The organism is Kitasatospora sp. NPDC041917 (assembly GCF_055589745.1).
In genome coordinates this window covers 1-23219 of sequence record NZ_JBVJBI010000038.1, presented here as the reverse complement: position 1 = coordinate 23219, position 23219 = coordinate 1, and the positions used below count along the sequence as shown (strand labels likewise).

At 73.7% G+C, this 23219-nt stretch carries 18 protein-coding genes; 10 read left to right on the top strand and 8 right to left on the bottom strand.

What is annotated here, in order from left to right; all coding sequences use genetic code 11:
• The first annotated feature begins 13 nt into the window (after nucleotides 1–13).
• The 7 genes from ACZ6EM_RS32040 to ACZ6EM_RS32010 all read left to right on the top strand — a co-directional run bounded on the left by ACZ6EM_RS32040 (nucleotide 14) and on the right by ACZ6EM_RS32010 (nucleotide 12018).
• Nucleotides 14–523, top strand: a complete 510-nt coding sequence (locus ACZ6EM_RS32040) for a phage baseplate assembly protein V (protein ID WP_401051365.1) — start codon at nucleotides 14–16, stop codon at nucleotides 521–523.
• A gap of 14 nt (nucleotides 524–537) precedes the next feature.
• Nucleotides 538–870, top strand: coding sequence for a hypothetical protein (locus ACZ6EM_RS32035; protein ID WP_359900772.1), 333 nt, complete (start codon nucleotides 538–540; stop codon nucleotides 868–870).
• Nucleotides 867–1307 (top strand): GPW/gp25 family protein, encoded by a 441-nt coding sequence (locus ACZ6EM_RS32030; RefSeq protein ID WP_401051361.1) that lies wholly within the window; start codon nucleotides 867–869, stop codon nucleotides 1305–1307. Before ACZ6EM_RS32035 ends, ACZ6EM_RS32030 begins: the two co-directional genes overlap by 4 nt.
• Nucleotides 1304–4513, top strand: a complete 3210-nt coding sequence (locus ACZ6EM_RS32025) for a putative baseplate assembly protein (protein WP_465773873.1) — start codon at nucleotides 1304–1306, stop codon at nucleotides 4511–4513. The genes ACZ6EM_RS32030 and ACZ6EM_RS32025 overlap by 4 nt, the downstream gene beginning before the upstream one ends.
• Complete coding sequence (locus ACZ6EM_RS32020) at nucleotides 4510–8289, top strand: putative baseplate assembly protein (RefSeq protein ID WP_465773872.1); 3780 nt, start codon at nucleotides 4510–4512, stop codon at nucleotides 8287–8289. The genes ACZ6EM_RS32025 and ACZ6EM_RS32020 overlap by 4 nt, the downstream gene beginning before the upstream one ends.
• 64 nt (nucleotides 8290–8353) lie before the next feature.
• Nucleotides 8354–10573, top strand: a complete 2220-nt coding sequence (locus ACZ6EM_RS32015) for a hypothetical protein (protein WP_465773871.1) — start codon at nucleotides 8354–8356, stop codon at nucleotides 10571–10573.
• Between the two features lie 29 nt (nucleotides 10574–10602).
• Entirely contained in the window at nucleotides 10603–12018 is a 1416-nt protein-coding gene (locus ACZ6EM_RS32010; RefSeq protein ID WP_465773870.1) for a DUF6519 domain-containing protein, read from the top strand.
• A gap of 1314 nt (nucleotides 12019–13332) precedes the next feature.
• Here the strand turns inward: ACZ6EM_RS32010 and ACZ6EM_RS32005 are convergent.
• The 8 genes from ACZ6EM_RS32005 to ACZ6EM_RS31970 all read right to left on the bottom strand — a co-directional run bounded on the left by ACZ6EM_RS32005 (nucleotide 13333) and on the right by ACZ6EM_RS31970 (nucleotide 19673).
• Nucleotides 13333–13527, bottom strand: a complete 195-nt coding sequence (locus ACZ6EM_RS32005; RefSeq protein ID WP_465773904.1) for an integrase core domain-containing protein — start codon at nucleotides 13525–13527, stop codon at nucleotides 13333–13335.
• A 71-nt stretch (nucleotides 13528–13598) separates the two neighbouring features.
• On the bottom strand, nucleotides 13599–14483 hold the full coding sequence (locus ACZ6EM_RS32000) for an SMP-30/gluconolactonase/LRE family protein (protein WP_401048125.1): 885 nt from the start codon (nucleotides 14481–14483) through the stop codon (nucleotides 13599–13601).
• An 18-nt stretch (nucleotides 14484–14501) separates the two neighbouring features.
• Entirely contained in the window at nucleotides 14502–15467 is a 966-nt protein-coding gene (locus tag ACZ6EM_RS31995) for a sugar kinase (RefSeq protein ID WP_401048123.1), read from the bottom strand.
• Nucleotides 15464–16090, bottom strand: coding sequence for a bifunctional 4-hydroxy-2-oxoglutarate aldolase/2-dehydro-3-deoxy-phosphogluconate aldolase (locus ACZ6EM_RS31990; protein ID WP_465773869.1), 627 nt, complete (start codon nucleotides 16088–16090; stop codon nucleotides 15464–15466). The genes ACZ6EM_RS31995 and ACZ6EM_RS31990 overlap by 4 nt, the downstream gene beginning before the upstream one ends.
• A gap of 15 nt (nucleotides 16091–16105) precedes the next feature.
• Complete coding sequence (locus ACZ6EM_RS31985; RefSeq protein WP_465773868.1) at nucleotides 16106–16993, bottom strand: hypothetical protein; 888 nt, start codon at nucleotides 16991–16993, stop codon at nucleotides 16106–16108.
• The gene (gene dgoD, locus ACZ6EM_RS31980) at nucleotides 16987–18132 is read right to left on the bottom strand and encodes a galactonate dehydratase (protein WP_401048117.1); all 1146 of its coding nucleotides are present in this window, start codon (nucleotides 18130–18132) and stop codon (nucleotides 16987–16989) included. The genes ACZ6EM_RS31985 and dgoD overlap by 7 nt, the downstream gene beginning before the upstream one ends.
• Nucleotides 18129–18845: a FadR/GntR family transcriptional regulator gene (locus ACZ6EM_RS31975; protein WP_401048114.1), complete on the bottom strand. Its 717-nt coding sequence runs from the start codon at nucleotides 18843–18845 to the stop codon at nucleotides 18129–18131. Before ACZ6EM_RS31975 ends, dgoD begins: the two co-directional genes overlap by 4 nt.
• Nucleotides 18846–18905: 60 nt before the next feature.
• Nucleotides 18906–19673, bottom strand: coding sequence for an SDR family NAD(P)-dependent oxidoreductase (locus ACZ6EM_RS31970; RefSeq protein ID WP_401048112.1), 768 nt, complete (start codon nucleotides 19671–19673; stop codon nucleotides 18906–18908).
• Nucleotides 19674–19859: 186 nt separating this feature from the next.
• Between ACZ6EM_RS31970 and ACZ6EM_RS31965 the strand changes: the two genes are divergently transcribed.
• The 3 genes from ACZ6EM_RS31965 to ACZ6EM_RS31955 form a co-directional block, all read left to right on the top strand.
• Nucleotides 19860–20909 (top strand): substrate-binding domain-containing protein, encoded by a 1050-nt coding sequence (locus ACZ6EM_RS31965; protein WP_401048109.1) that lies wholly within the window; start codon nucleotides 19860–19862, stop codon nucleotides 20907–20909.
• A 5-nt stretch (nucleotides 20910–20914) separates the two neighbouring features.
• The gene (locus ACZ6EM_RS31960) at nucleotides 20915–22510 is read left to right on the top strand and encodes a sugar ABC transporter ATP-binding protein (protein ID WP_452177736.1); all 1596 of its coding nucleotides are present in this window, start codon (nucleotides 20915–20917) and stop codon (nucleotides 22508–22510) included.
• Nucleotides 22507–23219, top strand: a 713-nt coding sequence (locus ACZ6EM_RS31955; RefSeq protein WP_401056577.1) for an ABC transporter permease, incomplete at its 3' end; no start/stop codon positions are given. The genes ACZ6EM_RS31960 and ACZ6EM_RS31955, both read left to right, overlap by 4 nt.

Here is a 23219-nt window from a genome sequence, read left to right as displayed (position 1 = left end):
AGGAGTTGCCCACATGGCCGAACCGACCCGCTACCTCGGCAAGTTCCGGGGGACGGTGGTGAACAACGTCGACCCGCTCGGGATCGGCCGCATCCAGGCCCAGGTGCCCGACGTGCTGGGCGAGGTCGCGTCGACCTGGGCGATGCCCTGCTTCCCGGTGGCCGGCCCGGGAATGGGGCACTACGCCGTCCCGCCGGTGGGGGCGGGCGTGTGGATGGAGTTCGAGCAGGGCGACCAGAGCTATCCGATCTGGACGGGCTGCTGGTACGGCTCCGCCTCCGAGGTGCCGGTGGAGGCGACGACCGGCCCGCCGGGCGTGCCGAACCAGGTGCTGGAGACCACCGGGCGGCGGGCGATCGTGCTGTCCGACGACCCGACCACGGGGATCACCCTCCACACACCGAGCGGGGCCTCGATCGTGATCAACGACTCGGGCATCCGGATCAGCAACGGCCAGGGCGCCTCGATCTCGCTCGTCGGCGCCACCGTTTCCATCAACCAGGACGCCCTGAGCGTGACCTGACGGGGGAGAGACTCGTGCCCGGAAATCTGCTGCACGTCAATGCGACGGTGACCTGCCCGCACGGCGCCCAGGCGACGGCCCTGCCCGCCCAGGCCCGGGTGCTGGTCGCCGGCCAGGCCGTCACCAGCACGGCCGACCTGTACACCGTGACCGGCTGCCCGTTCACCGTGGCCGGCAAGCCCCAGCCCTGCGTCACGATCCGCTGGGTGGTGCCGTCCGCCCGGATCCGGGTGAACGGCTCCCCCGCGCTGCCGCAGTCCGCCGTCGGGCTGTGCCAGAGCGCCGAGCAGGTCCCTCAGGGGCCGCCGGTCGTGACCGTCGTCCAGCAGCGGGCGGTGGGGGTATGAGCACCCCGACGAGCACCGCACAGTTCGACGGGCCCGGCGCCCAGCCGACGGCTCCGCTGCCCGGCCCGGCCCGGACGGACATCGCGTTCCCGTTCCGGATCGACAGCCGCGGGCGCACCGCCGAGGCGGCGTACGACGACCACGTGCGCGACCTGATCGAGCAGTTGCTGTTCACCAGCCCGGGCGAGCGGGTCATGCACCCGGACTTCGGCTGCGGGCTGCTCGACCTGGTCTTCGCGCCGAACAGCCCGGAGCTGGCGGCCACCCTGCAACTGTCCGTCCAGGCGGCGCTGCAGCGGTGGCTCGGCGACGTCATCGAGGTCGCCGCGCTCGACGTGGAGAGCGAGGACAACGTGGTGCGGGTCGAGCTGGCGTACGTCGTGCGCCGGACCGGTACCCAGCGGCAGGACGTCTTCGAGGGCGGGGTGGCGGCATGACCGGGCGATCCGAACGTCCGACGGCACGGTGCGGGACGGAACTGCGGCGCGCCGACGTGCGCGCGGCGCACCTGCTGGGCGTGGACGGCGCCGAGCTGGAGGACGACGGGCGCACGCTGAGCGTGACCTTCCTCGGCCGGGCGCCGCAGGAGCTGGGCCCGGAGAACATCCGCGTCGACGGCGGCCGGCGGATCACCGGCCTGCGCGTCGTCGCGGTCGACATCGAGCGCGCGGACGACCCGGAGCTGGACGACCGGATGCACGTCACCCTCGACCGCACCGGCGACACCTCCCGCTACCGACTGACCGTGGTCGAGGCGGACGCCTACGGCCGGCCGGGCCCCCGCCCGTACCCGGGCTTCGACCCGAGGTACGCGAGCACCGGGTTCTCCTTCGGCGCCGAGTGCCCCTCCCCCTACGACTGCCGCACCGAGGAGGACTGCCCGCCCGCCGTCCGACCGGCCCCGGTCATCGACTACACCGCCCGCGACTACGAGAGCCTGCGGCGGCTCGTGCTGGACCGGATGAGCCTGACCACCCCCGGCTGGACCGAGCGGCACCTGCCCGACCTCGGCGTCACCCTGGTCGAGCTGCTCGCCTACACCGCCGACCAGCTCTCCTACCAGCAGGACGCGGTGGCCACCGAGGCGTACCTCGACACGGCCCGGCGCCGGGTGTCGGTGCGCCGGCACGTCCGGCTGATCGACTACGCCGTGCACGACGGCTGCAACGCCCGGGCGTTCGTCACCCTGACGACGGACCGCCCGCTCACCCTCCACCCCGGCACCTTCCGCTTCGCCGCCGTCGACGTCAGCCGGCTCGGCCCGCAGGAACGCCCGGAACTGTCCACGGTGATCCCCGACGAGCAGGTGGACGCGCTCACCCGGACCGCGGCGGTCGAGGTGTTCGAGCCGCTCGGCGGAACGGACCTGGTGCTGCACCCCGCGCACAACACCATCCGGTTCTGGACCTGGGGCGACCAGGACTGCGTCCTGCCGACGGGCGCGACCTCCGCCACCCTGCGCGACGACTGGCACGAGGCCGACCGGCCGGAGGACCGCACCCGGCGCCTGGCGCTGCGCCCCGGCGACCTGCTGATCGTCGAGGAGGTGCTCGGCCCGCGCACCGGCGCCGCCGCCGACGCCGACCCCGCGCACCGCCAGGCCGTCCGGCTCACCTCGGTCACCCACCTGGTCGACGAGCTGTACGAGCAGCCCGTGGTCGAGGTCGAGTGGGCGCCGGAGGACGCGCTCACCTTCCCGGTCTGCCTGTCCGCGCGCGGCGGGAGCGACTGCGGCCCGATCCCCGACGTGAGCGTCGCCCGCGGCAACGTCGTGCTGGTCGACCACGGCCGCTCGCTCACCTTCTGCGGCGGAGCCCCGGAGACCTTCACGGTGCCGCCGGAGCCGGTCCGGGTGGCGTCCTGCGGTCCGGGTGGGTCCGGCTGCGCGGACCGCGTCGGGGGCAGCCCCGCGGCGGAGGCGATCCACGAACTGCTCGACCGGACCAGGACCGGCCGCCAGCTCGGCCCGCGACAGGTCCGCGAGCTGTACGCGCTGCTCGGCGAGGCGGCGGTCCGGCGGGCCGGGCTGAGCATCCAGCTCGCGCCGGGCGCGAGCGCGGAGGGCGAGGACGGCCAGGGCGCCGCGGTCGAGCCGCCCACCGCCGACGCCCAGGCGGCGACGCTGGAGACGCTGCTCGACCAGACCCGCTACCCCGTCCTGCCGCAGCCCTTCCGCCCGGTGCTGCGCTACGCGCCGGTCACCCAGGCGGCCGCCTACCCGGACCGGGCACACGTCTGCGCCCGGCAGGCCGTCCTGCTCGCCGGCATCCCCGAACGGGTCCGGCAGCGGCTGGAGGAGATGTGGCACCGGGCGGACTGCGGCCACCCCCTCTCCCGAGCCGAACTCGCCGAACTGACCCTGCTGTTCGGGGCCCAGCTGGTGCAGGAGCTGCGCCTCGCGGAGCGGCCCGCCGCCGGACTGCGCGAACTGCTGGCCCGCCGCACCCGCCTGCTCGCCGCCAAGCTGCGCCGCCTCGAGGTGCTCACCGCCCGGGCCCGCGCCGGCGGGGTGCTCCGGCGGCCCGGCGTCTGGGAGGTGATCCAGAGCTGGGGCGGCCGCTACGCCTCCGGGCTCGACCCCGACTCCCCCGCGTCGGCCGGCCCGGCGTCCGGGATCGCCGTCCAGGACCCTCGTGCCGCACTGCCGGCCGTCCGGGCCACCGCCGGGGGCCAGGAGTGGACGCCCCGCCGGGACCTGCTCTCGGACGGCCCGCGCGACCGGCACTTCGTCGGCGAGCCGGAGGACGACGGCCGCCTCGCGCTGCGCTTCGGCGACGGGCGGCACGGTCAGCCGCCCCGGCCCGGCGCGGAGTTGCGGGTCGCCTACCGGATCGGCAACGGCACGGCCGGCAACGTCGGCGCGGAGGCCATCAACCACCTGGTGGTCTGCCGGGACCAGCCGCCCCACGCGAGGGGGCGCAGTACCGTCGTACCGCCGCAGGACGCGCTGCTCCGGGTCCGCAACCCGATGCCCGCGAGCGGCGGCACCGATCCCGAACCCCTCGACCAGGTACGGCAGTCGGCCCCGCTCGCGCTGAGCCGCACCCGGCTGCGTGCCGTCACCGCCGCCGACTACGCGGAGCTGGCCGCAGCCCTGCCGGGCGTCCGGCGGGCCGCCGCCGAACTCCGCTGGACCGGCAGCGTCCAGGAGGTCCACGTCGCCGTCGAGCCGTACGGGCAGGCCACCGCCGACACCGCCCTGCTGGCGGCGGTCGGCGACGGCCTGGAGGCGTACCGCCGGATCGGCCACGACCTGGTCGTCCGCCCCGCCCTGGTGGTACCGCTCGACCTCGAACTGCAGGTCTGCGCCGCCCCCGGTTACCAACGCGGCCACGTGCTGGCCGAGTTGCGCCGGGTGCTGGGCAGCCGCGCCCTGCCGGACGGCCGGCTCGGCTTCTTCCACCCGGACGCGCTGGGCTTCGGCGAGCCGGTCCGGGTCTCCCGGCTGGTGGCCGTCGCCGCCGCCGTGCCGGGCGTGGTCAGCGCCCGGGTCACCCGGCTGCGGCGGCAGTTCGGGCGGGACGACGGCGAGCTGGCCGACGGGCTGCTGCGGCCCGGCGCGCTGGAGATCGCCGGCTGCGACAACGACCCCGACCGGCCGGAGAACGGCCGGCTCTCGATCGTGATCGGAGGCGGCCGATGAACGGCCAGTGCACCTGCGGCTGCTCGGGCACCGCCACCGCGACCCCGGCCCCGCTGTTCAACCCGCCCGGGCTGGACGCCATCGGCTACCGGGTCGGCCGCTACGGGGAGTTCCTCGACAGCCTGCTCGCTCGGCTGTCCGGCCCCGCCTACCCGGCGCTGCGCGACCTGACCGTCCGCACCCCGGACGACCCGGCGATCGCGCTGCTGGACTCCTGGGCCGTGCTCGCCGACGTGCTCACCTTCTACTCGGAGCGGATCGCCAACGAGGGCTACCTGCGCACCGCCGTCGAGGAGGAGTCGCTCACCCTGCTCGGCCGCCTCGTCGGGCACCGGCCCCGGCCCGGCGTGGCCGCCGACACCTACCTCGCCTACACCCTCGACCACGACCCGCGGGCCGCCGAGGACCCGACCGTGGTCGTCCCGCGCGGCGCCCGCAGCCAGAGCGTCCCCGGCCCCGGCGAGGACCCGCAGTCCTTCGAGACCGCCGAGGACCTCGCCGCCCGCTCGGCCTGGAACGAGTTGGCCGTGCTGCGCCGCCGCCCGTACCAGCTGACACCCGGACAGCTGAACCCCGGCGGGCGGGCCGAGCTGTTCGCCGCCGGGACCGCCAACAACATCAAGCCCGGCGACCGGCTGCTGTTCGTCTTCAGCGCCGACAAGGCCGCCGACCCGGTCCACCGGGTGATGCGGCTGGTGCCCGAGGTGCGGCTCGACCGCGAGAACGACGTCACGGTGATCGGGCTGCCCCGGGACCTGCGCACCCTCAAGGACCTGCGCGCCGAACTGGCGGACCGGATCACCGTCTCCGAGGGCGCCCCGAATCCCAGGCCCGGGCACAGCCGGATCATCCGGGACTTCGACGACCAGGTGCTGGCCCCGCTGCGCGCCGACCTCGACCGACCGTCCGGCCCGCTGAGCACCCCGGCCGACTTCGCCGAGCGGCTCACCCCGGTGATGGCCCGGGCGGCCGAGGCCGCCGAACTGGCGCACTCCCAGCAGCCGGTGGCCGACTGGTTCGGACGCCTCGGCGAGGAGCTGTCCGGCCTGCGCGACCGCGCCCACCAGCTGGAGCCGCCGCAGGCCCCCGACAAGCCCGGGCCGAACCCTCCCGGCACCGGAGCCGCCGACCCGGCCGTCCGCGGGCTCGGCTCGGTGCTGGCGGCGCTGCGCACCGCCCCCACCCGGCCCCCGCTGAGCGCCCGGGACCTCACCCGCGACCCGCAGCGCCTGTTCGCGTCCGGCTCGGACCTCGGCGTGCAGCTGCTGTCCGCACTCGACCCCCGGCTGCGCGACGGCCTCTACCCCGCCTGGCGGCGGGTCGACCTGACGGTGCCGCTCGCCGTGCACGAGATCCAGGCGATGCGGGTGGTCGCCACCCCGTTCGGCGCCACCGCGCCGCTCAAGCCCGTCTACGGCAACGACGGCCGGATCGACCGCTACGTGGACTGGCCGCTCGCCGGCAGCACGCTGATCGGAGTCCGGATCGGCTTCGACACCGCCGGCACCGTCCCGAGGACCGCCGACTTCACGTACGTCGAGGCCGGCAGCCTGACGCACGATGGCTTCTCGCTGCCGTGGGACCACACCTTCACCCTCGGCCCCGGACAGGTCAAGGTGGTCACCACCGAGCCGCCGGCACCGACGCCGAACCCGCACGCCGCCGCCGTGCGCGCCGCGGTGCCCGCTCCCGACCAGGAGGCCGGGGTCAGCGCCAGGTTCCTGGCCAAACTGCCCGAACGCACCGTCTTCGTGTCCCGCCCGCAGGCCGACGGGCGCATCCACGTGACGGTGGACGGCGGGCCCGGCCCCGCGCTCGACTACCAGCTCGAACCGGGCCAGGAGAAGACCGGCGAGTCCGGCGAGCTGAACGTCCGGGTCCACCGCTACACCGCCACCGACGAGTCGCCGCCCGCGGTCGAGGTGGTGTTCACCACCAAGCTGCAGCCGGTCTCCGGCACGGTCCTCACCCTCGACGCCGTCTACGACCAGATCGCGCCCGGCAGTTGGGTGGTCATCCAGCGCCCGCGCAAGGGGATCGACGGCGGCATCCCGGGCAGCCGCGACCTCGCCGAGGTCATCACCCAGGTGACCGACGTGCGCGTGATCTCCCGCGCCGACTTCGGCATCACCGGAAAGGTGACCGAACTGTCGCTGCAGCAGCCGTGGTTGGACGAGAAGGACACCCAGCTCTCGGACATCCGGGACACCACCGTCTACGCCCGCGGCGAGTCGCTGCGGCTCGCCGACGAGCCCGTCACCGAGGAGGTCCACGGCGACCGGATCGAACTCGCCCGGCTCTACGACGGGCTGACCCCCGGCCGATGGATCGCGGTCGGCGGCGAGCGGACCGACATCCCGAACACCACCGGGGTCCGGGGCACCGAACTCGCCATGATCGCCGGTGTCGGGCAGAGCGTCGACCCGCGCCTGCCCGGGGACACCGTCCGCACCGCGATCACGCTCAGTGCCCCGCTGGCCCACCGCTACCGGCGCGACACCGTCCAGGTCCTCGGCAACGTGGTCCGCGCCACCCAGGGGGCCACCCGCGACGAGGCCGTCGGCAGCGGCGACGCCGGGGTCCCCGGCCAGCGCTTCACGCTCTGGCAGTCGCCGCTCACCTGGCTGGCCGCCGACACCCCCAGGGGCGCGCGCAGCACCCTGGAGATCCGGGTCGACGGGGTGCGCTGGCACGAGGTCGACAGCCTCGCCGGGCGCGGCGCCGACGAACGGGTCTACGTCACCTCGACGGCGGCCGACGGCCGCACCACCGTCACCTTCGGCGACGGCGTGCACGGTTCGCGCCTGCCCACCGGCCGGGAGAACGTCCGCGCCCGCTACCGGATCGGCATCGGCGAGTCGGGCAACGTCGGCGCCGGACGGATCACCCAGCTCACCACCCGCCCGCTCGGCGTCTCCGCCGTCGTCAACCCGCTGCCCGCCACCGGCGGCGCCGGCCCGGACGGCCCGGGTCCGGCCAGGCGCAACATCCCGCTCGCCGTCACGGCACTCGACCGGCTGGTCTCGGTTCCCGACTACGAGGACTTCACCCGCTCCCGGGCCGGCATCGGGCGCGCCGGCGCCACCCGGCTCTCGGACGGCCGGCGGGAGCTCGTCCACGTCACGGTGGCCGGGGTGGACGACATCCCGCTCACCGCCGACTCCGACCTGATCCGCACCCTGCACTCCTCGCTCACCGCGTACGGGGACCCGAAGCTGCCGGTCGAGGTCGCGCTGCGCGAACTCGTCCTGCTGGTCGTCGCCGTGAACGTGAAGGTCGACCCGGACCACTCCTGGGACCTGGTCGAGCCGGCGCTGCGCCGCGCCCTGCTCGACCGCCTCGGCTACGCCGGGCGCCAACTCGGCCAGAGCGCCCACCTGTCCGAGGTGCTCGCCGTCGCCCAGGCCGTCCCCGGCGTGGACCGGGTCGACGTCGACGCCTTCACCGGTGTGCCCGGCAGCCTCACCCCGGAGGGCCTGGAGCACCTGTCCGAGCAACTCGCGCAGCCGCAGCCGACCGTCCCGGCCCGGCCCGCCCGCTTCGACGAGCAGCGCTACCGGGTGCGGGACCCCGACGGGGAGACCCTCACCGACATCGCCGCCCGCAACGGCATCTCCGTCGCGGAGCTGCTGCGCCTCAACCCGGCGGTCACCGATACCCGCCCGCTGCCGGCCGGCCGCGTGGTGACGGTGTTCCGCGGCATCCGTCCGGCCCAACTCGCCCTGCTGTCACCGAATCTTCCCGACACGTTGATCCTCAAGGAGATCCGCGCATGAGTGAGCGACGGGGGTCCCCCCGGCCGGAGGCCGGGGGAGAGCGAATCGTCGAGAGGTGCGTCCGATGAGCCGCGACCCGGACGGACTGCTGGAGCTGCTGCCGCAGTGGCACCGGCTGCGCGACGCCGAGGCGGGCGAGCCGCTGCGCGCCCTGCTGGCCGTCGTCGCCGAGCAGGTCGACGTCGTGCGCAGCGGCATCGAACAGGGCTACCAGGACTGGTTCGTCGAGACCGCCGCCGACTGGGCCGTCGCCTACCTCGGCGACCTGGTCGGCTACCGGATCCTGCCCGGTTACGAGGAGGTGCTCGCCACCGGCCTGCACGGCGGGGCCTCCCCGGAACGGGTCGCGGCCCGCGACCGGCTCGCCGCCCGGCTGGCGCCGCGGCACGACGTCGCGAACACCGTCGCCTACCGCCGGCGCAAGGGCACGCTCGCCCTGCTGGAGGAGCTGTCCGCCTCTGTCGCCGACTGGCCGGCCCGGGCGGTGGAGCTCTCCCGGCTGCTCGGCGGCACCCAGCCGGTGCGGCTGCTGCGCCCCGACGAGGAGGCGGCCGACCGCCGGCGGCTGAGCCGGGGCCGGCTGGTCGACGTGCGGCGCGGCGCCGAACTCGACCTGCTCGGCGGGCCCTTCGACGGGCAGGCGCACACCGCCGACGTCCGCCGGGCCGCCTCCGCCCGCCGCCAGGGCGGCTGCACGCCGGCCGGGGTCGCCCTGTACGTCTGGCGGCTGAAGCCGTACCCGGTCACCCGGGCGCCGGCCTACTGCATCGACCGGGCCAGGAACCTCTTCACCTTCTCGGTCCTCGGCAACGACGCCCAGCTGGTCACCAAACCCGAACCGGAGCCGTCGACCACCCACCTCGCGGCGCTCGACAACGTGCCGGCCCCGATCCGGCGCCGGCAGCTCGCCGAGCGCCTGGCCGACTACTACGGACCCGGCAAGAGCTTCGCCATCTGGCGCGACGGCGCCCAGGAGCCGGTCCCGCCCGCCGAGATCACGGTGGCCGACCTGAGCGACTGGACGTACCGCCCCAAGCGCGGCCAGGTCGCCGTCGACCCGTTGCTCGGCCGGATCGCCTTCGGCGCCCGCTCCGCCCCGCGCCGCGGCGTCTGGGTCGACTACCACCACGCGTTCGGCGACGACACCGGCGGCGGGGAGTACCCGCGCGACCGCCCGGAGGTCCGGCACCGGGCGCTCTACCGGGTCGGCCCCGGCGGGCCGTACGAGCGGATCAACGACGCCTACCAGCAGTGGCGCGCCGACCAGGAGGACGGCAGCGCGGGCGGTGCCGCCGTCATCGAGATCACCGACAGCGGCGCCTACCAGGAACAGCTGGACTTCGACCTGGCGGAGGACGACCGCCTCGAACTGCGCGCCGCCGAGGGCACCCGGCCGGTGATCCGGCTGCTCGACTGGTACAGCAACCGGCCGGACGCGCTCAACGTGCGGGGCGTTTGCCCGGGCGGGCGGCTGGTCCTGGACGGGCTGCTGATCACCGGTCGCGGGGTCAACGTCACCGGACCGCTGGCCTCCGTCACCCTGCGGCACTGCACCCTGGTGCCGGGCTGGTCGCTGGAGCCGCACTGCGAGCCGCACTCGCCGCAGGAGCCCAGCCTCGTGCTGGACCACACCACCGCCTGCGTGACGATCGAGCGCAGCATCCTGGGCACGATCCAGGTCGTCGGCGACGAGGTGGACACCGACCCGCTGGAGATCCACCTCGCCGACAGCATCCTGGACGCCACCGGACCCGAGCACCCGGCACTCTCCGGGCCCGACTGCGAGCACGCCCACGCGCTGCTGCACGCCCACCGCTCCACGGTGGTCGGCGAGGTGCACACCCACGCGGTGCCGATCGCCGAGGACTGCGTGTTCACCGGGCGGCTGCGGATGGCCCGCCGCTCGCTCGGCTGCCTGCGGTTCTGCTACGTCCCACCGGGCTCGCGCACCCCGCGCCGGTACGAGTGCCAACCCGACCTGGTGCGCTCGGTGGTGACCGAGCTGGTCGAGCGCGGCGAGCTGGACCCGGCGCCGGCCGCCCGGCTGCGCGAGCTGGAGGCCGAGCGGGTCCGCCCGCTGTTCACCAGCCTCCGCTACGGCACGCCCGGCTACGGGCAGTTGGCCGCCGGGTGCGCCCCGGAGATCACCCGCGGCGCCGAGGACCGCTCCGAACTCGGCGCCTTCCACGACCTGTTCCAGCCCCAGCGCGAGGACAACCTGCGGGCGCGGCTGACCGAGTACACCCCGGCCGGCACCGACGCCGGGATCTTCTTCGTCTCCTGACCCGCCCTGATGACTCCGAAAGGGAAACCGTGCACGCAGACTTCTCGCGCCTGACCTTCCGGCCCGGCAAGCACTACTCCGCGGTGCTGACCCAGCAGGGCCGGGTCCAGCTCGACGCCGACGCCAACGAGCAGGCAGCGATCGAGCGGTACCAGCTGCGCACGCTCGCCACCGACCTGATCGGCCGCCGCGGCGGACCGGCCGGGGCGGCCGGATTCGCGATCGGCTACGTGCCGGGCAACCACGACGTGGACGACCTCACCATCGGCGGCGGCCGCTACTACGTGGACGGCATCCTGTGCGAGGCCGACCGGCCCGAGCCCGGCATCGCCGTGCCCGACGACGGCGGCCAGGGCAACGGCGGCGACGCCCGGGAGGCGCCCGCCGGCTGGACGTACTGGGACCAGCCGGACGCCTACCGGGACCAGGAGCGCGACGGCGACCGGCTGCCCGGCGAGTTCCCGTTCCTGGTCTACCTGAAGGTCTGGGAGCGCAGCGTCACCGCCGTCGAGGACCCGGAGATCCGCGAGGTGGCGCTCGGTGCGGCGATGCCCGACACGGCGGCCCGGGCCAAGCTCGTCTGGCAGGTACTCGCCCTTCCCGCCTCGGAGTTGAGCGTTCCGGACGGCGGGGCGTCCCGGGTGCGGGAGGCCTTCGACACGTGGGCCGACGCGCACGAGCGGCCGGGCGGGCTGCTGGCCGCACGCGCCCGGCGGCCGGAGCGGGTGAGCGAGGACCCGTGCCTGGCCCACCCCGAGGCCGGCTACCGGGGTCCGGAGAACCAGCTGTACCGGGTGGAGGTCCACCACGGCGGCTCGGCGGAGGGCTGCGCCACGTTCAAGTGGTCCCGGGAGAACGGCTCGGTCGTCCTGCCGATCGCCTCGATCGAGGGCGTCTGGGTCGACCTCACCACGCTGGGCGACGACGACAAACTCAGCCTCTCGGTCGGCGACTGGGTCGAGGTCGCGGACAGCGCGTACGTCAGCCGGGGCGAGGCGGCGAACCTGCTCCAGGTGGAGGAGACCGACCTGCCGGGGCGCCGGGTGCGACTGTCCGCCGAACCGGTGCCGGAGGTCGGGCGGGCGGCCGGGCGTCACCCGTTCCTGCGCCGCTGGGACCACCGGGCGCCCCGCGGCCGGGACGCCCTGCCGCTGGCCGGCGGCGCCCGGCAGCTCCAGGAGGGCGCCTGGCTCGACCTGGAGGACGGCGTCCAGGTGTACTTCCGACCGGGCGGCGAGTACACCCGGGGCGACTACTGGCTCATCCCCGCGCGAACCGCCACCGGCTCGGTGGAGTGGCCGCAGAACGCGGCCGGCGAGGCGCTGCTCCGGGAACCGGCCGGGGTCCGGGTGCACCATGCCCCTCTCGCCTGGGTGAAGGGCCCGACCACGGTCGTCGACCTCCGACAGACCTTCGCCCCGCTGACCGCCCCCACCCCGCAGTAGGGCGTGCAGCCCGGTGGGAGCGGGTGCGGGGCGGTCGCCCGCTCCACCGGCTCCCGGCCCGGCACACGGACCGGCCGGGAGGGGTAGGGGCGCCGCCCCCGGCCTGTCGCCGCCGCACCAGCCCGAATGAAGGACGGCACCATCCTCATCAACTCCAGTCGCGGCGCGGCCTCGTCGACAGCACCGCCCTGGTCGAGACCCTGCGCGCCGGACGCCTTTCCGGCGTCGGCCTCGACGTCTACAAAGAACCCGCACCGCCGTCAGCCGGATCATCGACGCCACCGGCCGCACCAACGAAAACACCCTCATCCCCAGGGCCTGACCCCGCGAGGGCCCGGACCTCGGAGCGTGGACTCGGACGACTGACCGGCCGGCCCCGGCCACAGGGCCCCGGTCTCGAAGACCGAAACACCGAACGGATCGGAAACCTGCCCCTCTCCGAGAACCACTTGACCCCCAGTCGCCCGGTGAGACTCATCGCTGCACGTCAGACGGTAGACAGCCCGCGCTGTTCGTTCACCGAAGGGCTCCTCAGAGGAGGTGGTGACCGACGCGTGGTCCCCGACAAGTCCCCACCGATACCCCTTCCGCTGCGCCCCTCAGCCACGCTTGGTGGGCAACCGCATACAGAGCAGTGGAACTCGGAATACCCATCCACAGGTCGTACTCACCGAACTCGCTGTGATGGTGTCGCCGATCGCTGAAAATTCAGAGATCGTTGACAGACGGTCCAACTGTGCGCGGATCCCCTGCGCTGCCCCGAGTGGCGCACGATCCCTCGACTCACTCGCCTTCCAGTTCCCCGCCCTCGCCGCCGAATACTTAGTCGGGTAGCCGGGCCACGTTGCCGTGACCCGGCTACCCGACTAAGCCGCACGTTCGGGGCGCGTACCAGGGGCGTACGCGAGCACTGCTGATTCGCCGGCGTCAGGTTCGTGCTGCCACTGATGTGCGTCGGCAGGTGTAGCCGGGAATCTCCCGCTTCCCTTCGGGCAACGCATGGCCGACCGGGTCTCCGGCCGCATTGCCCAACGGATGAGCAGGGCAGACCTGAGCCCGACCTCGCGAAGATGTGCAAGGAGCCGGGAGTCGTCCTCGAAGACGAGCTCGGCGGCGGGATCGAGCGCCTGATGCAGCATCGCCTGCACGACATCGGCCATCGGCTGTTCGTTGACGACCCCGGCCCACTGGTCAGCGGCTTCGTGGTCGCCCTGGGCCGTGGCTGCGGCCCACTGGGCGACGCAGGCCTTCGTGACGTGGTACGGGCTTTGCCCCATGTTGTAGACACTCGCTTGTTATGCGACCAAGCCCAGGTTAATGACCGCTCGTGGCGTGTTGCCGTTCATAGTCGACCGGGCTGCGGTAGCCGAGGGCGGAGTGACGCCGCCCTCGGTTGCACCAGGCCATCCAGGCGAAGGCCGCCATGCGGGCTTGCAACCTGATCAGCCGGCGTGAGCCGTAGAGCAGTTCGCGCTTCAACGTGGCGAAGAACGACCGAGGTCGGGCCAGCGCGGACGCTGTCCGAGGTCGAGCGGGGCGACGCCGATGCCGAAGGGCCCCGTCCTGCCGGTCGGGTGCGGCTACTCCTGCCGGTAGGCGCGGGCGGGCGGGGCGGCTGCGGCGACCGGTGCGCGGAGCACGGATCCGTCCGGGCCGGCCGGGTGGTCGAGGCCGTGGCGGGCGGTGGTGATCAGCAGGTGGCCGCCGGTCGGGGTGAGGCAGACGGAGGTGGGCTGGCGGGCGGGGAGGCGCAGGGTCGTCAGGTGGGTGCCGTCGGGGTGGTAGCGGTGGACGGCGCCGTGTCCCCAGATCGCCACCCAGAGGCAGCCGTCGGTGTCCACGGTCATCCCGTCGGGGGAGCCGCCGTCCGCCGTGCGGGTGAACTCCGCGTGGTCGGTCGGGTTGCCGTCGGGGTCGAGGGCGTAGCGGTGGATGACGCCCGCCGCGCTGTCGGCGACGTAGAGGAGGTTGCCCGTGCTGTTGAAGGCGGGGCCGTTGACGATCGTCATGCCGTCGAGAACGCGGTGCACGGAGCCGTCGTGGTCGGTGCGGTAGAGCGATCCGGCGCCGGGGGTGCCGTCGTAGGGCATGCTGCCGGCCCAGAAGCGGCCGTGCGGGTCGCAGACGCCGTCGTTCATCCTGGTGGGGACGGGGGAGCCGTCCTCGGGGCGGGCGAGCCAGTCCGGACTGCCGTCGGGGCCGAGCAGGGCGATGCCCGTGCCGGCGGCGGCGATCCAGTGTCCGGGGCGGCCGCCGACCGGCGCGACGGCGCCGAGCGGGACGTCGAGGCGGGCGATCTCGCGCGGGGTTCGCGGCCCTGTGAGGCCGGGGACTTCGAGGAGGCGGCCGGCGAGGATGTCGACGTAGACGAGCCGTCCGTCGATCCAGCGGGCGCCTTCGGCGAGTTCGTGGTCGCCGGCGGCCCAGACGTCGACCTGGCCGGGCAGGTGGCTTGAGAAGGACATCGGAACTCTCCGGGAGGGCTAGCGCAGGGTGGTGCCGGCGGGCTGGTCGAGGAGCGGGAGGTCGCGTCGGGTGGGCAGGCCCTCCCAGTCGCCGCGTGAGGTGACGGCGAAGGCGCCGGTGGTGGTGGCCCGGTGGAGGCGGCCTTCGACGTCGAGTCCGTCGAGCAGGCCGGAGAGGTAGCCCGCGACGAAGGCGTCGCCGGCGCCGACCACGTCGACGACGGGCACCCGGCGCGCGGGCGTGCTGACGGTGCCCTGGGCGGTGGTGGCGCTCGCGCCGTCGCCGCCGCGGGTGACCACCACCTCGCCGCGGCCCTGGGCGAGCAGTGCGGCGATCGCGTCGTCCTCGGGCAGGGACGGGTCTTCGCCGACCAGGTGCAGTTCGTCGGCGGAGGCGACCAGCACGTCGGCGAGCCGGGCCAGTGGCAGCAGGGCGCCGCGGGCCTCGGTCGGTGACCACAGGCGGGCCCGGTAGTTGACGTCGAGGCAGACGGTGATGCCGAGTTCACCGGCCCTGATGGCCGCCGCGTGGACGGCTTCGGCGGCCCCGGGGCTCAGGGCGGGGGTGATCCCGGTCAGGTGAAGGATGCGGACCTGCGGGTTGAGGGCGGGCAGGACGTCCTCGGTCCGGAGGGCAGAGCCGGCCGAACCGGCACGGTAGTAGGTGACGCTGACCAGGTCGGCGATGCGGTCCTCGCGGGCCAGCAGGCCGGTGGGGCGGCCGTCGGTGTCAAGCCGGGCGTGGCTGAGGTCGACCTGTTCCGCGCGCAGCGTGCGCAGGACGAGTGCGCCGAACTCGTCGTCGCCGACGCGGCCGACCCAGCCGGTGCGGTGTCCGAGTCTGGCCAGGCCGATGGCGACGTTGGCCTCCGCGCCCGCGATGGAGAGCTGCATCGGCGCGCCGAGCCTGACCGGGCCGGTGGCCCGTAGGGCGGCCATGGTCTCGCCGACGGTGACGACTTCGAGCGGGGGCGAGCCGGTCATGCCGCGATCTCCTCGGTCAGGGCGGTGCGCCAGTCGGCGGCGCGCGCACGGAGGGCGTTCAGGTCCCCGCCGCCGGCGGCGTCGCCGATCAGCGGTGATCCGACGCCCACGGCGACCGCGCCGACGGCGAGGTAGGCGAGCGCCGAGGCGGCGTCGATGCCGCCGACGGGGACGAACGGCACGCCGGGGAAGGGGGCGCGCAGGGCCTTCAGGTAGCCGGGGCCGCCCAGGGAGGCGGGGAACAGCTTGACGGCGAGGGCCCCGTACTCGTTCGCGGCGATCACCTCGCTGGGTGTCAGTGCGCCTATCAGTAGCGGGAGTTCGGGGACGGGGTGGCGGCGCAGGTCGTCGCCGAGGCCGGGAGTGACGAGGAAGCTCGCGCCGGCGTCGGCGGCGCGGGCGGCGTCCGCAGCGGTCAGCACGGTGCCGGCGCCGAGTGTGGCGTGCGGGCCGAGTTCGCGGCGGGCCTGCTCGATCACCCAGAGTGCGTCGGGGGTGGTCAGCGACACCTCGGCGGCGGTGATGCCTTCTTCGGCGAGGACGAGCACGGTGCGCAGTGCCGCGTCGCGGTCGGTGCCGCGCACGATGGCCAGGGTCCGGTACGGCAGTTCGGTCAGGTGCATGGCAGCCCTTGTCGGTCAGTCGGTGCGGGTGCTGGTCGCGGTGATGTCGAGGTGCCAGCGCAGTACCCCGCTGGGCGGTACCTGTGCGGCGTCTCCCGGCCCGGCCTCGGCGAGGTCGAAGACGGAGCCGAGCATCGGCTCGACCCCGATGCTGCGGTAGGGGGCCGACGCGGGGAAGCCGCGCAGGTTGCGCCAGAGGGCGACGGAGACCGGGACCTCGGCGTCGGCGTCGGCGTGCAGGGAGAAGGTGAGCGTGTCGGGGCCGTCGGTGACCGTCACGCTCGCGCAGTCGGTGAGGATCGCGCCGACCGCGGTGCCGTCGTCGGGGCCGAGCCGGTCCAGGCGCAGGCCGTGCGGCGCCGGCCACGGTCCGGTGAGGTGGTGGGCGCCGTCCGGCCAGGGCCGGGCCAGCAGTTCGGCCGCCTCGGGGAAGAGCCGGGTCGGCGTGGCGTCGGGTGCGGCCAGCCGGGCGTCCGGGGTGACGTCGAGCAGGGCGTGGGCTGCCCACAGGAACCGGTAGCCCGGGTCGGCGTGCAGCTCGTAGTCGATGCGCAGCGCCACCGGTCCGCTGTCGATGCGTCGACTCAGGACGAAGTCGGGGCAGTGCAGGGTGTCCGCGTCGCCGTCGCGTTGCCAGGGCCGGGACCAGGCGTCGCCGTGGTCGGGGGTGCCGCGCACGGTCGGGACGCACTCCTCCAGGCCGCCGGCGTCGACGAAGGCGTCCCCGGGGCGGACGGTGGCGCGGGCCGGGTCGGGGCGGTGCCAGAGCCACTCGCGTTCGCCGGCTCGCAGCGAGGTCCACCGGCCGCCGTGGGCCAGGTCGGTGCGGACGGTGACGGGCAGGTCGGTGCGGACGGTGACGGGCTGGTCGGTGCGGACGGTGACGGGCTGGTCGGTCACCATTCCGCGAAGGACCCGTCCGTGTGGTGCCAGACGGGGTTGCGCCAGCGGTGTCCGGTCTCGGCGGCGCGGCGCACGGCGGCCTCGTCGATCTCGATGCCCAGACCGGGGCCGGTGGGCCGGGCGGCGTGGCCGTCGGTGAAGCGGAACGGCTCGGGGTCCAGCAGGTAGTCCAGCAGGTCGTTGCCTTGGTTGTAGTGGATCCCGAGGCTCTGTTCCTGGATCAGGAAGTTCGGTATGGAGAAAGCGAGTTGGAGACTGGCGGCGAGGGCGATCGGGCCGAGCGGGCAGTGCGGGGCCATCGTGACGTCGTGGACCTCGGCCAGGGCCGCGATGCGCCGGACCTCGGAGATGCCGCCGGCGTGCGACGGGTCGGGCTGGGCGACGGCGATGCCGGTGGCGAGCACGTCGCGGAAGTCCGAGCGGGAGTAGAGCCGTTCGCCCACGGCCAGGGGAACGGACGTCGAGTCCACCAGGCGGCGCAGGTCGCGGGAGTGTTCGGGGAGGACGGGCTCCTCGACGAACAGTGGGTGCAGGGGCTCCAGCAGGGGCAGCACCCGCCGGGACATGGCGGTGGACATCCGGCCGTGGAAGTCGATCGCCACGTCGCGCTCGTCGCCGAGGACCTCGCGCACGGCGGCCACCCGGTCGATGACGGCCCGGGTCTGGGCGGGGGTGTCGATGGGGCGCAGCTGCGCGGAGCCGTTCATCTTGACGGCGGTGAAGCCGGCGTCGACCTGGGCCTGGGCGAGTTCGGCGACATGGGCCGGGCTGTCGCCGCCGATCCAGGCGTACACCCGCACCCGGTCGCGGACGTGGCCGCCGAGCAGTTGGTGGACGGGGACGCCGTGGGTCTTGCCGGCGATGTCCCACAGGGCCTGGTCGATGCCGGCGACCGCGCTGGAGAGCACCGGGCCGCCGCGGTAGAAGCCGCCCTTGGTGAGGGTCTGCCAGTGGTGCTCGATGCGCAGCGGGTCCTGGCCGACCAGGTAGTCGGCGAGTTCGTGGACGGCGGCCCGGACGGTCTCGGCGCGGCCTTCGACGACGGGTTCGCCCCAGCCGGTGATCCCCTCGTCGGTGGCGATGCGCAGGAACAGCCAGCGCGGAGCGACGAGGAATGTCTCCAGTGATGTGATCTTCATCCGGTCTCTCCCCGGTCGGCGTCGACGGTCAGCTGGTGGAGGTCGGCGGCTGCCTGGGCGAGCAGTTCCTCGACGGCGCGGGCGGCGGCCTCGGGCTCCCGGGCGCGGACGGCGTCCAGGACGGCCCGGTGGGCGGGGACGGCGTCGGCACTGTGGTCGGCGCCGTGCACGAGGTGGTCGCGCACCCGCAGACCGGCCTCGATCACGACCTCCATGCGGGTGAGGAGTTCGTTGTGGGCGGCGGCCAGCAGTGCGCGGTGGAAGGCGAGGTCGGCCTCGACCGCGGCGTGGGCGTCGCTGCCCGCGGCGGCCATCCGGTCGAGGGCGTCCTCCAGTGCGGCGAGGTCGGCGTCGTCGCGGCGTTCGGCGGCCAGCCGTGCCCCGGCCGGTTCGACGATGCCGCGGACCTCGCCGAGGTTGTCGAGGAAGGCCGCGTCGGGGATGCCCCGGCCCTGCCAGCGCAGCAGGTCGCTGTCCAGCAGGTTCCAGTCGGAGCGCGGTCGCACGAAGGTGCCGCGCTTCTGTCGGGAGTCGATCAGTCCCTTGGACGCCAGGACCCGTAGCGCCTCACGCACGACGGTCTTGCTGACGCCGAGTTCCTGCTCGATCCGGTCGGGGTGGAGCGAGTCGCCCGGGGCGTACGTGCCGCGGACGATCTGCTCGCCGATGACCTCGACGGCTTGCCTGTGCAGGCCTCGTACCGGGGTGTTCACGGCGGCCCCCTTCCGTTGTTCCGCGCGGGCCGGTGGCCCGCGCGCCGATCAGACGAGTGTTCACGACGATGCTTTGACGACGGACCAGCCGCCGTCCACCACCAGGTTCGCACCGGTGACGTAGGAGGCGTCCGAGGAGGCGAGGAAGGCCACGGCCGCCGCCACCTCCTCGGGCCGGCCGAAGCGCTTGGCGACCGTCTCGGCAACGCTGTCGGTCCGCCCGGCCTCGTCCACCCGGTCCCAGGCCGCGGTCATGATCGGTCCGGGCACGATGGTGTTGACCCGCACCTGCGGGCCGTACTCGACGGCGAGTTGACGGCCCATCGCGCACAGGGCGCCCTTGGCGGCGGCGTACGCGGGGTGCCCCGGCAGGCCGACCAGCGCGTGCACCGAGGAGGTGAGCACCACCGAGCCCTCACTGTCCCGCAGGATCCCGGCGAACGCGCGGACCGCCAGCCAGGACGCCTTGAGGGTGACCGAGAGCTGGGTGTCCCACTCGACTTCGGTCAGCTCGTGGGCGGGCTTGACCACCACGGCGTAGGCGTTGCTGTGCAGCACGTCCAGCCGTCCGTAGCGGCTGCGCACGTGCGCGGCCAGCTCGTCCCACACCGCGGCGCGGGTCACGTCGCCGTGCCGGTACTCGGCCTGGCCGCCCTCGGCGGTGATGGCCTCGACCACGGCCCGGCCGGCCGAATCGGCGATGTCGACGGCGATGACGGCCGCACCCTCGGCGGCCAGCCGCCGCGCGGTCGCGGCACCGATGCCGCTGGCGGCACCGGTGATCAGGGCGACACGGCCCTGGAATCTTCGACAGGTCTGCTCAGTCACGGCGCCACCGTAGCGCTTCTGATTAATTATGCAAATATCTTGACAGTCCTGGTCGCCCGGTCCCAGGATTCGAGCCCAGGACGACAGGCAAGCAGGCAGCGCGAGGCGGAAGCCGCCGCAGCTCCCGGACCACACCCGTAAGGCCAGTCGGCTTCCTGAACACCCCCACCCTGGTAGGAGCTCGAAATGATCACTGCGCGCACCCGTGGTGCGGCCGCCGTCCTGGGCGCGGCTGTCGTCCTTGGTCTGACGGCCTGTTCGACCGGTCAGACCTCGTCGAGCGGCGCCGGCCCGGCCTCGGTCGCTCCGGTCACCGGGAAGGTCTCCCTCACCTACCTGCAGAAGCAGGGCGACCAGCAGTACTTCATCGACGAGGCCAACGGTGCCAAGGCCAAGGCCGCCGAACTCGGCATCGACCTGAAGGTGGTCAACCTGGGCAGCGACGCGAACAAGACGGTCAGCGAGGTCCAGTCCGCGATCGCGCAGAAGACCAACGGCCTGATCGTCGTGGTTCCCGACCCCGCGGTGGGTCCGCAGGTGGTGCAGACCGCGCGGGACGCCAAGGTGGCCCTGCTCACCTCCGACGACCAGGTCTGCACCAACAGCCCCACCCCGGCCAACTGCGACAAGGCCAACCTGGTCCCGCGGATCGGCTTCTCCGGCCAGCAGATGGGCGCCGAGGTCGGCAAGCGCGCCGCCGAGGACTTCAAGAAGGCCGGCTGGAACGCCGCCGACACCCGCGTCATCTCCGCCTCGAAGCAGGACGTCACCGTCTGCGGCGACCGCGTGAAGGCCGCCAAGGAGGCCTTCAACAGCGGCGCCGGCGCGAGCGTGCAGACCATCGACGTGGCCACCGACAACACCCCGACCGGTGCGCAGGACAAGGTCGCGGCGACCATCACCGCCAACCCGGGCGTCAAGCACTGGGTGGTCTGGGGCTGCAACGACGAGAACGTGCAGGGCGGCGTGACGGCCCTGCAGAACGCGGGCGTCGGCCCCGACAACATCATCGGCGTCGGCCTCGGCGCCTACCTCGCCTGCAAGGACTGGGGCCCGGGCGCACCGTCGGGCATGAAGGCCTCGCTGTTCATCAACGGCAGCGACATCGGCGCCCTCGCCGTGCAGACCATGTACGACAACCTCAAGAACGGCAAGCCGATGCCCGCCGAGGCGTTCGCCCCGACCGCGATGGTCGACGCCTCCACCTGGCAGTCCGCCGGCGTGAAGTGCAGCTGAGCCGAATGAACATCCCCAGCACCGCAACGGCCGGGCCCGGGCTGGCGGCCGAATCGATCACCAAGCGGTTCGGCCCCGTCCAGGCTCTGCGAGACGTCACCCTGCACTTCCCACCCGGTCAGGTGACCGCCCTCATGGGCGAGAACGGCGCCGGGAAGTCCACCCTCCTGCGCATCCTGACCGGTGACCACCAGCCCACCGGGGGCCGGATCAGGCTGGACGGTCAGGTCCTCGACCTCAACTCGCCGACCGACGCGCGGCGCGCCGGCATCCGGATCATCCCGCAGGAGCCGGAGATCATCCCGCACGTCTCCGTCGCCGAGAACGTCTACGCCGGCGCCCTGCCGCGACGCGCGGGCCGACGGCTCGACCGGGCCGAACTGCGCCGCCGGATCACCGCCGACCTCGAACGCCTCGGCTTCGACAACGTCCTCGACCCCGACCTGCTCGGCTCCGAACTCACCGCGGCCCAGCGGCAGTTGGTCGAGATCATGCGGGCCCTGACCGGCGACACCGCGCCACGGGCCATCGCCTTCGACGAGCCCACCTCCTCGCTCTCCGACCACGAGGTCGACGCCCTGTTCGCCCTCATCGGCCGGCTGCGCGACGAGGGCATCGCCGTCATCTACGTCTCCCACCGGATGAAGGAGATCTTCCGGCTCGCCGACCGGATCGCCGTGCTGCGCGACGGCACCGTCGCAGGCACCGTCGAGGCCACGACCACCAGCGAGGGTGAACTCGTGCGCCTCATGGTCGGCCGTGACCTGTCCAGCCTCTTCGCGCGCCAGCACGTGGCCGGTGACCGCGTGGTGCTGGAGGTCGACGGACTCAGCACCGACGATGTGCACGACGTCAGCCTCCAGGTCCGAGCCGGCGAGGTGGTCGCCCTGGCCGGACTCATCGGTGCCGGCCGCTCCGAACTCGCCCTCGCCCTGGCCGGCGACACCCCCTTGCGATCCGGAACCGTCCGGGTCGATGGCAACCGCATCCAGCTGCGCGGCCCGGCCGACGCGATCCGCGCCGGGATCGGCCTCGCTCCGGAGGAGCGCAAGGCCCAGGCGCTGTTCCTGCAGCGCACCATCCGCGACAACACCTCGCTGGTCAGCCTCGGCAGGCTGCGCCGCTGGCGGTTCGTCAACCGGACCCGGGAGAAGGCCCTCGCCCAGGAGTACGCGGACCGCCTACGGGTGCGTACCCCCTCCATCGAGGCCGAGGTCCGGACCCTGTCCGGCGGCAACCAGCAGAAGGTCGTCCTCGCCCGCTGGCTCGCCCGCAACCCCGCCCTACTGATCCTCGACGAACCCACCCGCGGCGTCGACATCGGTGCCAAGGCCGAGATCTACCAGATCATCGCCGACCTCGCCCGCAAGGGCACCGCGATCCTGGTCATCTCCTCCGAACTCCCCGAAGTCCTCGGCCTGGCCGACCGCATCCTCGTCATGCAGAACGGCCGCATCACCGGCCGGCTCGACCACACCGAGGCCACCGAAGAGGCCATCCTCGCCCTCGCCATGGCCGACGACCTCACCCCCGACCTTCCGCACGAGAGCGCCACGGCGCCTCGCACCGGAACCGACCCGGCCCCCGGAGGCACCCGATGACGACTGCCCTCTCCGTCGACCGAGAGCCCGACCAGAGCGGCGACGGGCCGACACCGGCAACCGACGCCCGCAGCTGGCTGGCCCGGGCGGGCGGCCAGAACCTGGGCCTGATCGGCGCCCTCGTCGCCGTCGTCGCCCTGTTCGGCTCGCTCAACCCCAACTTCGTCGGCTGGGACAACATCCAGGTCATCGCCGAGGCCGCCACCATCTCCGGACTGCTCGCGGTCGTCCAGACCGTCGTGATCATCTGCGGCGGCCTCGACATCTCCGTCGGCTCCCAGGCCGGCCTGGCCTCCGTCACCAGCGCCATGGTCTTCACCTCGACCGGCTCCAACTCCCTCCTCGGGATCGGCGCCGCCGTCGCCATCGGCGCCGGGGTCGGCATCTTCAACGGTGTCGTCATCATCTACGGCCGGGTCAACCCGACCATCGCCACCCTCGCCGGCCTCGCCGCCTACAAGGGCGTCGCCCAGCTCATCTCCAACGGCTCGGCGCAGGGCTACGTACTCAACGACAGCCTGTTCGTCTTCCTGAGCCGGGGCAAGATCGCCGGCCTGCCGGTCATGGTCTGGCTGCTGCTGCTCGTCGCGGCCGCCGTTCACGTCCTGCTCAAGTACACCGACATCGGCCGCAACATCTACGCGATCGGCGGCAACGACACCGCCGCCCGCCTGGCCGGCATCAACCTCAACAAGTACCTGATCGCCGC